This window comes from Streptomyces flaveolus, assembly GCF_044765825.1.
Lineage (GTDB): Bacteria > Actinomycetota > Actinomycetes > Streptomycetales > Streptomycetaceae > Streptomyces > Streptomyces flaveolus.
Genome location: NZ_JBIWKU010000014.1, coordinates 160197 through 172841, shown reverse-complemented (window position 1 = coordinate 172841; position 12645 = coordinate 160197). Strand labels below are relative to the sequence as shown.

Genomic DNA, 12645 nt, shown 5'->3' with positions numbered 1-12645 from the left:
CACCCACCGCGCCCCGTCCAAGCCGAAGGGCGCCCTCCTCCCAGAAGGAAGAGGGCGCCCTTCGCGCTTCCCGGCGAACGCGGCCGGGAGGCCGCGGCGACAGGGACGGCGGACTACTGCGCGCCGGGGCGCACCAGCCCGCTCTCGTACGCGTACACCGCGGCCTGCACCCGGTCGCGCAGCCCCAGCTTGGTCAGCACATGCCCGACGTGCGTCTTGACGGTGGTCTCACTGACGAACAGGTCGGCGGCGATCTCCGCGTTGGACAGACCACGCGCCACCAGCTTCAGGACCTCCACCTCACGGTCGGTCAGCGTGTGCAGGGTGTCCGGCACCGGCTCGTCGCCGGAGGGCAGGTGCGTGGCGTACTTGTCGAGCAGCCGCCTGGTGATGCTCGGCGCGAGCATCGCCTCGCCGTTCGCCACCACGCGGATCGCCTGCACCAGTTCGTTGGCCGGGGCGTCCTTGAGCAGGAACCCGCTGGCACCCGCCTTCAGCGCCTCGACCACGTACTCGTCGAGGTCGAAGGTGGTCAGCACCAGCACCTTGGCCGGACCGTCCCGCTCCGGGCCGGTGATCTGCCGGGTCGCCTCCACACCGTCCATCCGCGGCATGCGGATGTCCATCAGCACCACGTCGGGCTGCAACGCCCGCACCTGGTCGAGAGCCTGGAGGCCGTCTCCGGCCTCGCCGACGACCGCGAGGTCCTGCTCCGCCTCCAGAATCATCCGGAAGCCCGTGCGCAGCAGCGGCTGGTCGTCGACCAGTAGGACGCGGATGGCCACGTAAGTCTCCTTCTCGCTAGTCCGGCCCCATTCTGCCCTGCTCGGTGGTGCCCGACTCGGCCGCCCTCACCGGCAGCGGATACGGCGGGGGAGTGCCGCCGAACTCCGGGCAGTGCGCCTGGTGGTCGCACCAGCCGCACAGCTTGGTGGGGCGCGGCCGCCAGTCACCGGTCTCGGTCGCCAGCCGGATGGCCTCCCACAGGGCCAGCAGCTTGCGCTCGACCCGCTCCAGGTCGGCGAGGACCGGGTCGTACGTGAGCACGTCACCGCTGCCGAGATAGACGAGCTGCAGCCGCCGCGGGACGACCTTCTTCAGCCGCCACACCACCAGCGCGTAGAACTTCATCTGGAACAGCGCGCCCTCCGCGTACTGCGGCCGGGGAGCCTTGCCCGTCTTGTAGTCGACGATCCGCACCTCGCCGGTGGGGGCCACGTCGACCCGGTCGATGATGCCGCGCAGCCGAAGCCCGGAGTCCAGCTCGGCCTCGACGAACAGCTCCCGCTCGGCGGGCTCCAGCCGGCTCGGGTCCTCCAGGGTGAACCAGCGCTCGACGAGCCCCTCCGCCTCGGCGAGCCAGCGTGCCATCCGCTCGCCCTCCGGGTCGTCCGCGAACAGCTCCCCGACCTCGGGCCTGGTCTCCCGCAGCCGGTCCCACTGCCCGGGGATCAGCGCCTTGGCCCGCGGCGGCGTGCGCTCGGCCGCCGGCGCGTCGAAGAGCCGCTCGAGCACCGCGTGCACCAGGGTGCCCCGGGTCGCCGCCTCGCTGGGCTTCTCCGGCAGCCGGTCGATCACCCGGAACCGGTACAGCAGCGGGCACTGCATGAAGTCGCCGGCCCGCGACGGCGAGAGCGAGGCGGGCGCCAGGGCGACGGGCACGGGTGCGGGTGGCTGTGGGCCGGTGGTGGCCGGCGCGCCCTCGGCCGCTTCGGCTGCCTCCGCCGCTGCCGCCGCCGGCGAGGCGGAGCCGCCGGCGTCCTCCGCGACATCCTCGATGCTCGTCTCCATGCCCACAGACCTTACGGCCCACCACTGACAGTGACCCAGTCGCGGCCGTGACCCGTGCGACGGACCGGAAGCACCGGGTGCCGGGGCGGAACGGGCCGCGACGGCCGCATACCATCGACACCAGACCCTCCCGCACCGCAGGCGCGGGAAACGCTTCGAACGAGGGGACACCGTGGACGTGAGCGGCGGGAGCGGGCACCCGCGGTCCGGCAACGACGAGTCGGCCGGCCCCCACGCGGGGTCCCCGGCCCCGGACCCCGTGCACCCGGAGCCCACGGCTGCCGACACGCCCGGGGAACAGCCCGCGGAACAGCCCCCCAGCACCGAAGAGGACCCCGGGGGGCAGTCACCGACAGTAGGCGAGACCACCGGGGGACGGACGGACGCCCCAGGGGCCGAGCCGCCGGAGGAGCCCCCCGCCGGGGACGCCGCCCCCGCGCCGAACGAGACGGGGAAGGACACCCCTCCCGAGCCCACACCGCAGCCCCCCGCACCGCAGGACGCCGGGACCGACCGCCCCGCGGGCGCCGGCGTCCCGCCGGCCGGACAGGCCCCCGGCCACCACGCCCGGACCGAGGCCCACACCGGCGGCGGCCCGGGGCGGCCACCGCAGCGTCGCCCCGAGCCCGGAGGCGGGCTGCTGATGGGGCGGCCCTTCGGCGTGCCCGTGTACGTCGCGCCCAGCTGGTTCCTGGTCGCCGCCCTGATCACCTGGGTGTTCGGCGGCCAGCTCGACCGGGTCCTGCCCGAGCTCGGCGCCGCGCGCTACCTGGTCTCCCTCTTCTTCGCGGTCGCCTTCTACGCCTCCGTCCTCGTCCACGAACTCGCCCACACCGTCGCCGCCCTGCGCTTCAAGCTCCCCGTGCGCCGCATCCAGCTCCAGTTCTTCGGCGGCGTCTCCGAGATCGAGAAGGAGGCCGAGACCCCCGGCCGCGAGTTCGTGCTGGCCTTCGTCGGCCCGCTGCTCTCCCTCGTCCTCGCCGGCGTCTTCTACCTCGCCCTGCTGACCGTCGAGCCGGGCACCGTCCCCGGCGTCCTGCTCGCCGGCCTGATGGTCTCCAACCTCATCGTGGCCGTCTTCAACCTGCTCCCCGGCCTCCCCCTCGACGGCGGCCGGATGCTCCGCGCCGTCGTCTGGAAAGTCACCGGCAAGCCGATGACCGGCACGGTCGCCGCCGCCTGGGTCGGCCGGGCACTCGCCGTCTCCGTCCTGATCGGGCTGCCGCTGCTCACCCAGTCCGGAGCGCTCGGCTCCGGCGCCGTGGACAACGTCGGCATGGACACCCTGATGGACGCCCTGCTCGCCGCCATCCTGGCCGCGATCATCTGGACCGGCGCCGGCAACAGCCTGCGCATGGCCCGCCTGCGCGAGCACCTGCCCGAGCTGCGCGCCCGCGCCCTCACCCGGCGCGCGGTCCCCGTCCCCGCGGACACCCCGCTCTCCGAGGCCCTGCGCCGTGCCAACGCCTCCGGAGCCCGCGCGCTGGTCGTCGTCGACACCGAGGGCAGGCCGGTCTCCCTGGTCCGCGAGGCCGCCATCGTCGGCGTACCCGAGCACCGCCGCCCCTGGGTCCCGGTCAGCGGGCTCGCGCAGGACCTCACCGACGGCATGCGGGTCTCGGCCGAGCTGTCCGGCGAGGAACTCCTCGACGCGCTGCGGGCGTCCCCGGCGACCGAGTACCTGGTGGTCGAGGACACCGGCGAGATCTACGGCGTCCTGTCCGCGGCCGACGTCGAGCGCGCCTTCGTCAAGGCCATGGCCCGCCCCAGCTGAACGCGGCCCGACAGGGCGCGGGAGCTGCGCGAGCGACCCCGCACGGCCCGCACCGTCCGTACGCCCCTGCGCCGGTAAAGCCCCCGGCAGGAAACCGGTAGGCTGGTCACATGTCCGAACCGACCGGTGCCGCCCGCAGGCGCGGGCCCTTCAAGGTCGGGGACCAGGTTCAGCTGACCGACCCCAAGGGCCGCCACTACACGTTCACGCTCGAGGCCGGGAAGAACTTCCACACCCACAAGGGTTCCTTCCCCCACGACGAACTGATCGGTGCTCCCGAGGGCAGCGTTGTCCGCACCACCGGAAACGTCGCCTACCTCGCGCTGCGCCCCCTGCTCCCCGACTACGTCCTGTCCATGCCCCGCGGCGCCGCCGTGGTCTACCCCAAGGACGCGGGGCAGATCCTGGCCTTCGCCGACATCTTCCCCGGCGCCCGCGTCGTGGAGGCGGGGGTGGGCTCAGGCTCGCTCAGCAGCTTCCTGCTGCGCGCCATCGGCGACCAGGGCATGCTGCACTCCTACGAGCGCCGCGAGGACTTCGCCGAGATCGCCCAGCAGAACGTGGAGCGCTACTTCGGCGGCCCGCACCCCGCCTGGCAGCTCACCGTCGGCGACCTCCAGGACAACCTGTCCGACGCCGACGTCGACCGGGTCATCCTCGACATGCTCGCCCCGTGGGAGTGCCTGGAGGCCGTCTCCAAGGCGCTCGTGCCCGGCGGCATCCTGTGCTGCTACGTCGCGACCACCACCCAGCTCGCGCGGACCGTCGAGTCCATCCGCGAGATCGGCTGCTTCAACGAGCCGACCTCCTGGGAGACGATGATCCGCAACTGGCACGTCGAGGGCCTGGCCGTCCGCCCGGACCACCGGATGATCGGCCACACCGGCTTCCTGCTCACCGCCCGCCGCCTCGCCGACGGCGTCGAGCCGCCCATGCGCCGCCGCCGCCCCGCCAAGGGCGCCTACGGCGAGGACTACGACGGCCCCAACGCCGGCGGAGGCTCCGGCCGCTGAGACGGCCCGTGCCGCACACAACATATCGGCGTCGGGGGGGGGGGGGGGGGGCCCCCCCCCCCCCCCCCCCCCCCCCCCCCCCCCACGCCCCTCAGGCGCACGGGACAGAGCGCTTACGCGGGCACGCTCGCCACACCCGGCTCCAGGAACCGCTTCCCGTTCACCCGCTCGGACACGCCCTCGCGGTCCAGGTACGGCGTGATGCCGCCCAGGTGGAAGGGCCAGCCGGCGCCGGTGATCAGGCAGAGGTCGATGTCCTGGGCCTCGGCGACGACGCCCTCGTCGAGCATCAGGCCGATCTCCTGCGCCACCGCGTCCAGGACGCGGGCGCGGACCTGCTCCTCCGTCAGGACCGTGTCGCCCTGCTTCAGCAGCGCGGCGACCTCCGGGTCCAGCTCCGGCTTGCCGCTGTCGTAGACGTAGAAGCCGCGCTTGCCCGCCTCGACGACCGCCTTCAGGTTCGGGGAGACCGTGAAGCGGTCCGGGAAGGCCCGGTTGAGGGTCTCCGAGACGTGCAGGCCGATGGCCGGGCCGACCAGCTCCAGGAGGACGAGCGGAGACATCGGCAGGCCGAGCGGCTCCACCGCCTTCTCCGCCACCTCGACGGGCGTGCCCTCGTCGATGACGTTCTGGATCTCGCCCATGAAGCGGGTCAGGATGCGGTTCACGACGAACGCCGGGGCGTCCTTCACGAGGACCGCGGTCTTCTTCAGCTTCTTGGCGACGCCGAACGCCGTGGCCAGCGCCGCGTCGTCGGTCTGCTCGCCGCGGACGATCTCCAGCAGCGGGAGGATCGCGACCGGGTTGAAGAAGTGGAAGCCGACGACCCGCTCGGGGTGCTTCAGCTTCGACGCCATCTCCGACACGGAGAGCGACGAGGTGTTGGTGGCCAGGACGGCGTGCGCGGGCGCCACCGCCTCGACCTCCGCGAACACCTTCTGCTTGACGCCCATCTCCTCGAAGACCGCTTCGATGATGAAGTCGGCGTCCGCGAAGCCCTCGGCCTTGTCCAGGACACCCGTCACCAGGGCCTTGAGGCGGTTGGCCTTGTCCTGGTTGACACGGCCCTTGCCGAGCAGCTTGTCGATCTCGGCGTGGACGTAGCCCACACCCTTGTCGACGCGCTCCTGGTCGATGTCGGTCAGGACGACCGGGACCTCCAGGCGGCGCAGGAAGAGCAGCGCCAGCTGCGACGCCATCAGGCCGGCGCCGACGACGCCCACCTTGGTGACGGGGCGGGCCAGCGACTTGTCCGGGGCACCGGCGGGGCGCTTGCCGCGCTTCTGCACCAGGTTGAAGGCGTAGATGCCGGAGCGCAGTTCGCCGCCCATGATCAGGTCGGCGAGCGCCCGGTCCTCGGCGTCGTAGCCCTGCTGCAGGTCGCCGTTCTTGGCGGCGGCGATGATGTCCAGCGCGCGGTAGGCGGCCGGGGCGGCGCCGTGCACCTTGCCGTCGGCGATGAACCGGCCGCGCGCGACGGCCTGGTCCCAGGCCTCGCCGCGGTCGATCGCCGGACGCTCGACGGCGATCTCGCCCTTGAGGACGGACGCCGTCCAGATCAGCGACTGCTCGAGGAAGTCCGCGCCCTCGAAGATCGCGTCCGCGATCCCGAGCTCGTAGACCTGCTTGCCCTTGAGCTGCTTGTTCTGGTTCATGCTGTTCTCGATGATCACCGAGACGGCCTTGTCGGCGCCGATCAGGTTCGGCAGCAGCGTGCAGCCGCCCCAGCCGGGGACCAGGCCGAGGAAGACCTCGGGGAGCGAGAACGCCGGGAGCGCCGCCGACACCGTGCGGTAGGTGCAGTGCAGGCCGATCTCGACGCCGCCGCCCATGGCCGCGCCGTTGTAGTACGCGAAGGACGGCACCGCGAGGTTCGCGAGGCGCTTGAGGACGTCGTGGCCGCCCTTGCCGATGGCCAGCGCGTCCTCGTGCCGCTTCAGCAGCTCGACACCCTTGAGGTCCGCGCCGACCGCGAAGATGAACGGCTTGCCGGTGACGCCGACACCGACGATGTCGCCGTCCGTGGCCTCCTTCTCGACCTGGTCGATCGCGGCGTCGATGTTCGCCAGCGACTGCGGGCCGAGGGTGGTCGGCTTGGTGTGGTCGTGACCGTTGTCCAGGGTGATCAGGGCGAAGCGCCCGGCGCCCAGGGGCAGGTCGAAGTGGCGTACGTGCGCCTGCGTGACGACCTCGCCGGGGAACAGCTCGGCCGCACCCTTCAGCAGCTCTGCGGTGGTGCTCACTTGTCCCCCTCGAAGTGCGGGTTCTCCCAGATGACCGTCGCGCCCATGCCGAAGCCGACGCACATGGTGGTCAGGCCGTAGCGGACGTGCGGCTGCTCCTCGAACTGGCGGGCCAGTTGCGTCATCAGACGGACGCCGGAGGAGGCGAGCGGGTGGCCGAAGGCGATGGCGCCGCCGTACTGGTTGACGCGCGCGTCGTCGTCGGCGATGCCGTAGTGCTCCAGGAACGCGAGGACCTGGACGGCGAAGGCCTCGTTGATCTCGAACAGGCCGATGTCGGAGATCGACAGACCCGCCTGCGCGAGGGCCTTCTCGGTGGCCGGGATCGGGCCGTAGCCCATGACCTCGGGCTCGACGCCCGCGAAGGCGTACGAGACGAGGCGCATCTTGACCGGCAGGTCGTTCTCGCGGGCGAAGTCCTCGCTCGCGATGAGGGACGCGGTGGCACCGTCGTTCAGACCGGCCGCGTTGCCCGCGGTGACCCGGCCGTGGACGCGGAACGGCGTCTTCAGGCCCGCCAGGTTCTCCAGGGTGGTGCCCGGGCGCATCGGCTCGTCGGCGGTGACCAGGCCCCAGCCCGTCTCGCCGGCTTCCGCGTTGGTGCGGCGCACCGAGATCGGCACCAGGTCGGCCTGGATCTGGCCGTTGGCGTACGCCTTGGCGGCCTTCTCCTGCGAGCGCACGGCGTACTCGTCGGCGCGCTGCTTGGTGATGCTCGGGTAGCGGTCGTGCAGGTTCTCGGCGGTCATGCCCATGAACAGGGCGGACTCGTCGACCAGCTTCTCGCTGACGAACCGCGGGTTCGGGTCCACGCCCTCGCCCATCGGGTGGCGGCCCATGTGCTCGACACCGCCCGCGATGGCGACGTCGTACGCGCCGAAGGCGACCGAGCCGGCCACTGTGGTGACGGCGGTCAGCGCGCCCGCGCACATGCGGTCGATGGAGTAGCCCGGGACCGAGGTGGGCAGGCCCGCCAGGATGCCGGCGGTGCGGCCGATGGTCAGGCCCTGGTCACCGATCTGCGTGGTCGCGGCGACGGCGACCTCGTCGATCTTCTTGGGGTCGAGACCGGGGTTGCGGCGCAGCAGCTCCCGGATCGCCTTCACGACCAGGTCGTCGGCGCGGGTCTCGTGGTAGATGCCCTTGGGGCCCGCCTTGCCGAACGGGGTGCGGACGCCGTCTACGAAGACGACGTCCCTGACGGTACGAGGCACGATGGCTCTCCTCCAGGGTGCGGGATGGCACTGCACTGCTGCGGCACGCTGAGCGTGCGCTCAGGCCCATGCTACTTATGAGTAACGTAGCTGCCCAGTCCCCCCGGCCCAAGCGGCGAAGGTCACACCCCGAGCCGGGCGGACATCACCCCTTCGGCGGCGCCGGCACCCGCGGCGCCACCGTCACGGCCGGCCGGCGGCGGGGCGCCGCGGAGCGGTCCGCGCCCCGTCCCCGCGTCCGTCAGGCAGGCTCCGCCTCCTGGTTCAGGGCCGTCACCAGCACCGGCGTCACCTGTTCCACCTGCCACGGCCGGGCGCCGTGTCCCGCGAGGGCCGCGGCCACCGTCTCCCGGTCGGCCGGCTTCGGCGGCTCCCAGCAGACCCTGCGCACGGTGTCCGGGGTGATCAGGTTCTCCTGCGGCATGTTCAGCTGTTCGGCCAGCGCCGTCACCCCCGCCCGCGCCGCGGCGAGCCGGGCGGCGGCGGCCGGGTCCTTGTCGGCCCAGGCGCGCGGCGGCGGGGGACCGGTCACCGGCTGACCCGGCTGCGGCAGCTGCGACTCGGTGAGGCTCTTGGCCCGGTCGACCGCGGCCTGCCACTGCTCCAGCTGCCGGCGGTTCACCCGCCCGAAGCCGCCGAGCGTCCCGAGCGCGTGCGCGTTGGCCGGCAGGGCGAGCGCGGCCTCCACGATGGCCGCGTCCCCGAGCACCTTGCCGGGGGAGACGTCCCGGCGCTGCGCGATGCGGTCCCGGGTCTGCCACAGCTCCCGGACGACGGCGAGCTGCCGGCGCCGGCGCACCTTGTGCATGCCGGACGTGCGGCGCCAGGGCTCCTTGCGGGGCTCGGCCGGCGGCGCCGAGGCGATCGCGTCGAACTCCTGCCGGGCCCACTCCAGCTTGCCCTGCCGGTCCAGCTCCTTCTCCAGCGAGTCGCGCAGGTCGACGAGGAGCTCGACGTCGAGGGCGGCGTAGCGCAGCCACGGATCGGGCAGCGGGCGGGTCGACCAGTCGACGGCCGAGTGGCCCTTCTCCAGGACGAAGCCCAGCACGTTCTCGACCATCGCGCCGAGGCCGACCCGGGGGAAGCCGGCGAGCCGGCCTGCCAGCTCGGTGTCGAACAGGCGGGTGGGCACCATCCCTATGTCCCGCAGACACGGCAGGTCCTGGGTGGCCGCGTGCAGCACCCACTCGACGCCGGAGATCGCCGCGCCCAGCTCCGACAGGTCGGGGCAGGCCACGGGGTCGATGAGCGCGGTGCCGGCGCCCTGGCGGCGCAACTGCACCAGGTAGGCGCGCTGGCCGTAGCGGTAGCCGGAGGCGCGCTCGGCGTCGACGGCGACGGGGCCGCTGCCGGCGGCGAAGGCGGCGGTCACTTCGGCGAGGGCGGCGGCGTCGGCGATCACCGGCGGAACACCCTCGCGTGGTTCGAGCAAGGGGATCGGCGCCTGACTCGCAGAAGATCCGGCGTCGTCCGGAGGGGCGCCTCCGGTGGTTCGCAGTGAACGGTCTGCTGCGGTTTCGTGGGCGTCGGTCACCGGTCAAGGGTATCGGTGTATGCGCGGAACCCGCCGACGGAACGTTCCGTCGGCGGGCTCCGGGGGGTCGCAATCCAGACAGGTCAGTGAAAGATCGGGCTCATGGAGGAGGGGGGAAGCGGTCGGGGAGCGGATGGGAGTCGGGTCGGTCAGTGGATGATGCCGGTCCGCAGCGCCACCGCCACCATGCCGGCGCGGTCGCCCGTGCCGAGCTTGCGGGCGATGCGGGCGAGGTGGCTCTTGACGGTCAGGGCGGACAGGCCCATGGAGACGCCGATCGCCTTGTTCGACTGGCCCTCCGCGACCAGTCGCAGCACCTCGACCTCGCGGCCGGAGAGCTCGCGGTAGCCGCCCGGGTGGCTCGGGGCACCCGGGGGGCGGCGGTGCAGTCGGGCGGCGGCGCCGCCGATGGGGGCGGCACCGGGCCGGGTGGGGAGCCCGATGTTGGTACGGGTGCCGGTGACGACGTAGCCCTTGACACCGCCGGCGAGGGCGTTGCGGACGGCGCCGATGTCGTCGGCGGCGGACAGGGCGAGCCCGTTGGGCCAGCCCGCGGCGCGGGTCTCGGACAGCAGGGTGAGGCCGGAGCCGTCGGGGAGATGGACGTCTGCGACGCAGATGTCGCGGGGGTTGCCGATGCGGGGACGAGCCTCCGCGACGGACGAGGCCTCGATGACGTCGCGCACACCGAGCGCCCACAGATGGCGGGTGACGGTGGAACGGACGCGCGGGTCGGCCACGACCACCATGGCGGTCGGCTTGTTCGGGCGGTAGGCGACCAGGCTTGCGGGCTGCTCGAGGAGAACGGACACCAGGCCTCCTGGGGTGGCGGGACGGGACCGGCTCCTGGGGGACGAAGCCGGGACGAACCGTGCTTTCAAGGTCACAGTCGTCTTCGGCACCGAACGCGTCCGCCTTTAGAGAATGATCACGATCTGGTGAGTAACAATCCGAGCAATTCGGACACGCGGTCGATCATTCGAAGATCGAACGGTTTCATTCTCTGTCGAGATCTTTGTCGATACGAGGCCGAAAGTGGCCGTATCGACAAAGTGACCGATGGTCCGGCGAGCGTGGGCATGCGTCGAGCGCATGGGGCGCCAGGTGTCCAGGGGTGATCGGGCGTGCGTGGGCTGCTAGCGGGACTGCGGTCCGCGCCGCTGGGGCAGGGTGACGATCGACGCGTCGCCCGGGCCGGCCGGCGGCAGACCCGCGACCTGGGCCAGCAGGTCGCACCACGAGGCGAGGTGGGCGGCGGTGTCCGGCACCCCGTTCAGGCCCTCGCGGGGCGTCCAGGACGCGCGGATCTCGATCTGCGACGCGGACGGACGCGCCGACAGCCCGCCGAAGTAGTGCGAACTCGCCCGCGTGACGGTGCCGCTGGGCTCGCCGTAGGCAAGGCCGCGGGCCTGCAGGGCACCCGTGAGCCAGGACCAGCACACGTCAGGCAGCAGCGGGTCGGCGGCCATCTCCGGCTCCAGCTCGGCACGCACCAGGGTGACCAGCCGGAAGGTTCCCTGCCAGGCGTCGTGGCCGGCCGGATCGTGCAGCAGCACCAGACGCCCGTCGGCCAGATCCTCGTCGCCGTCGACGACCGCGGCCTCCAGCGCGTACGCGTACGGCGCGAGGCGCTGCGGCGCGCGGGTCGGCTCCACCTCGACCTGCGGCCGCAGCCGCGCGGTCTGGAGCGCGTCGACGGCGGCCGTGAACGGCGGCGGTGCCGCACCGCCCGGTTGCCGCCCGCCCTCCTTGGTGTCCTTCGGTTCGTCCATTCCGCCAGCGTCGTCCGACACTCGTCCCTGAGCCGCAGCCATGCGGGGAAGATTAAGCGGAACGGCGCCCCGGCGCAGGGAGAGACACCCGCGTGCGGGCGCGATGTCCGGATCACGCGGTGCCGCGAGGGCGCACCGGAGCCCCCGTGCGGGTGCGCGCGCCCCGGCCCGGGATGCCCGCACCCGAGGGCGGGCGCTGCCCGGGGGACATGCGAGACTTGCCGCTGTGAGTGCCAACCAGAGCCCCGCGGGCAAGCAGCCGACCGCCACGTACGACTCCGCCTTCCTCAGGGCGTGCCGGCGTGAGCCGGTGCCGCACACACCCGTGTGGTTCATGCGCCAGGCCGGCCGCTCACTGCCGGAGTACCGCAAGGTGCGCGAGGGCATCCCGATGCTCGAGTCCTGCATGCGGCCGGAACTGGTCACCGAGATCACCCTGCAGCCGGTGCGCCGGCACGGTGTGGACGCGGCGATCTACTTCAGCGACATCGTGGTCCCGCTCAAGGCCATCGGCATCGACCTCGACATCAAGCCGGGCATCGGCCCGGTCGTCGAGAAGCCGGTCCGCACCCGCGAGGACCTGGCCCGGCTGCGTGACCTGACCCCCGAGGACGTCTCGTACGTCACCGATGCGTACGGCCTGCTCACCCGCGAGCTCGGCGCCACCCCGCTGATCGGCTTCGCGGGCGCCCCGTTCACCCTCGCGAGCTACCTCGTGGAGGGCGGCCCGTCCCGCAACCACGAGCACACCAAGGCGCTCATGTACGGCGACCCGCAGCTGTGGGCCGACCTGCTGGACCGGCTCGCCGACATCACCGCCGCCTTCCTCAAGGTGCAGATCGAGGCCGGCGCGAGCGCCGTCCAGCTCTTCGACTCCTGGGTCGGCGCCCTCGCCCCCGCCGACTACCGCCGCTTCGTGCAGCCCGCCTCCCGCAAGGTCTTCGACGCCGTCGCCGGGTACGGCGTGCCGCGCATCCACTTCGGCGTGGGCACCGGTGAGCTCCTCGGCGACATGGGCGAGGCCGGCGCGGACGTCGTCGGCGTCGACTGGCGCGTCCCGCTGGACGAGGCCGCCCGCCGCGTCGGCCCCGGCAAGGCGCTCCAGGGGAACCTGGACCCCGCCGTCCTCTTCTCCTCCCCGCAGGCGGTCGAGGCCAAGACCCGCGAGGTCCTCGACGCGGCGGCGGGCCTGGAGGGCCACATCTTCAACCTCGGCCACGGTGTCCTGCCGTCCACCGAGCCGGACGCGCTGACCCGGCTCGTCGAGTACGTCCACACCCGGACCGCCCGCTGACCCCACGCAC

The 12645-nt window shown here is 72.8% G+C and carries 10 protein-coding genes; 3 read left to right on the top strand and 7 right to left on the bottom strand.

Annotated elements, in window-relative coordinates; all coding sequences use genetic code 11:
* Window positions 1-113 precede the first annotated feature (113 nt).
* Together ACIRG6_RS33225 and ACIRG6_RS33220 are read right to left on the bottom strand one after the other, a co-directional pair.
* Window positions 114-785: a response regulator gene (locus ACIRG6_RS33225; protein ID WP_003977171.1), complete on the bottom strand. Its 672-nt coding sequence runs from the start codon at window positions 783-785 to the stop codon at window positions 114-116.
* Window positions 786-801: 16 nt separating this feature from the next.
* Complete coding sequence (locus ACIRG6_RS33220) at window positions 802-1791, bottom strand: RecB family exonuclease (RefSeq protein WP_364676832.1); 990 nt, start codon at window positions 1789-1791, stop codon at window positions 802-804.
* 172 nt (window positions 1792-1963) lie between these two features.
* On the opposite strand from ACIRG6_RS33220, the gene ACIRG6_RS33215 reads away from it, so the two are divergent.
* Window positions 1964-3565 carry a site-2 protease family protein gene (locus ACIRG6_RS33215; RefSeq protein ID WP_364676830.1) on the top strand — a complete coding sequence of 534 codons (1602 nt, stop codon included), beginning with the start codon at window positions 1964-1966 and terminating at the stop codon, window positions 3563-3565.
* A gap of 110 nt (window positions 3566-3675) precedes the next feature.
* On the top strand, window positions 3676-4578 hold the full coding sequence (locus tag ACIRG6_RS33210; RefSeq protein ID WP_318217852.1) for a tRNA (adenine-N1)-methyltransferase: 903 nt from the start codon (window positions 3676-3678) through the stop codon (window positions 4576-4578).
* A 113-nt stretch (window positions 4579-4691) separates the two neighbouring features.
* On the opposite strand, the gene ACIRG6_RS33205 is transcribed toward ACIRG6_RS33210, so the two are convergent.
* The 5 genes from ACIRG6_RS33205 to ACIRG6_RS33185 all read right to left on the bottom strand — a co-directional run bounded on the left by ACIRG6_RS33205 (window position 4692) and on the right by ACIRG6_RS33185 (window position 11383).
* Window positions 4692-6821, bottom strand: coding sequence for a 3-hydroxyacyl-CoA dehydrogenase NAD-binding domain-containing protein (locus tag ACIRG6_RS33205; RefSeq protein ID WP_365021284.1), 2130 nt, complete (start codon window positions 6819-6821; stop codon window positions 4692-4694).
* Window positions 6818-8035: a thiolase family protein gene (locus tag ACIRG6_RS33200; RefSeq protein ID WP_318214869.1), complete on the bottom strand. Its 1218-nt coding sequence runs from the start codon at window positions 8033-8035 to the stop codon at window positions 6818-6820. The genes ACIRG6_RS33205 and ACIRG6_RS33200 overlap by 4 nt, the downstream gene beginning before the upstream one ends.
* 241 nt (window positions 8036-8276) lie before the next feature.
* Complete coding sequence (locus ACIRG6_RS33195; protein WP_403325363.1) at window positions 8277-9569, bottom strand: HRDC domain-containing protein; 1293 nt, start codon at window positions 9567-9569, stop codon at window positions 8277-8279.
* A 149-nt stretch (window positions 9570-9718) separates the two neighbouring features.
* Window positions 9719-10381 carry a response regulator transcription factor gene (locus ACIRG6_RS33190; RefSeq protein WP_077797935.1) on the bottom strand — a complete coding sequence of 221 codons (663 nt, stop codon included), beginning with the start codon at window positions 10379-10381 and terminating at the stop codon, window positions 9719-9721.
* A gap of 324 nt (window positions 10382-10705) precedes the next feature.
* Window positions 10706-11383 carry a DUF3000 domain-containing protein gene (locus ACIRG6_RS33185; RefSeq protein WP_403325360.1) on the bottom strand — a complete coding sequence of 226 codons (678 nt, stop codon included), beginning with the start codon at window positions 11381-11383 and terminating at the stop codon, window positions 10706-10708.
* Between the two features lie 184 nt (window positions 11384-11567).
* Between ACIRG6_RS33185 and hemE the strand changes: the two genes are divergently transcribed.
* Complete coding sequence (hemE, locus tag ACIRG6_RS33180; RefSeq protein WP_403325357.1) at window positions 11568-12635, top strand: uroporphyrinogen decarboxylase; 1068 nt, start codon at window positions 11568-11570, stop codon at window positions 12633-12635.
* Window positions 12636-12645 lie beyond the last annotated feature (10 nt).

What these genes read in the sequence shown, in the direction of transcription:
- ACIRG6_RS33220 (WP_364676832.1), bottom strand. Translation starts at nt 1,791, where the DNA reads ATGGAGACGAGCATCGAGGATGTCGCGGAGGACGCCGGCGGCTCCGCC.
- ACIRG6_RS33210 (WP_318217852.1), top strand. Translation starts at nt 3,676, where the DNA reads ATGTCCGAACCGACCGGTGCCGCCCGCAGGCGCGGGCCCTTCAAGGTC.
- ACIRG6_RS33185 (WP_403325360.1), bottom strand. Translation starts at nt 11,383, where the DNA reads ATGGCTGCGGCTCAGGGACGAGTGTCGGACGACGCTGGCGGAATGGAC.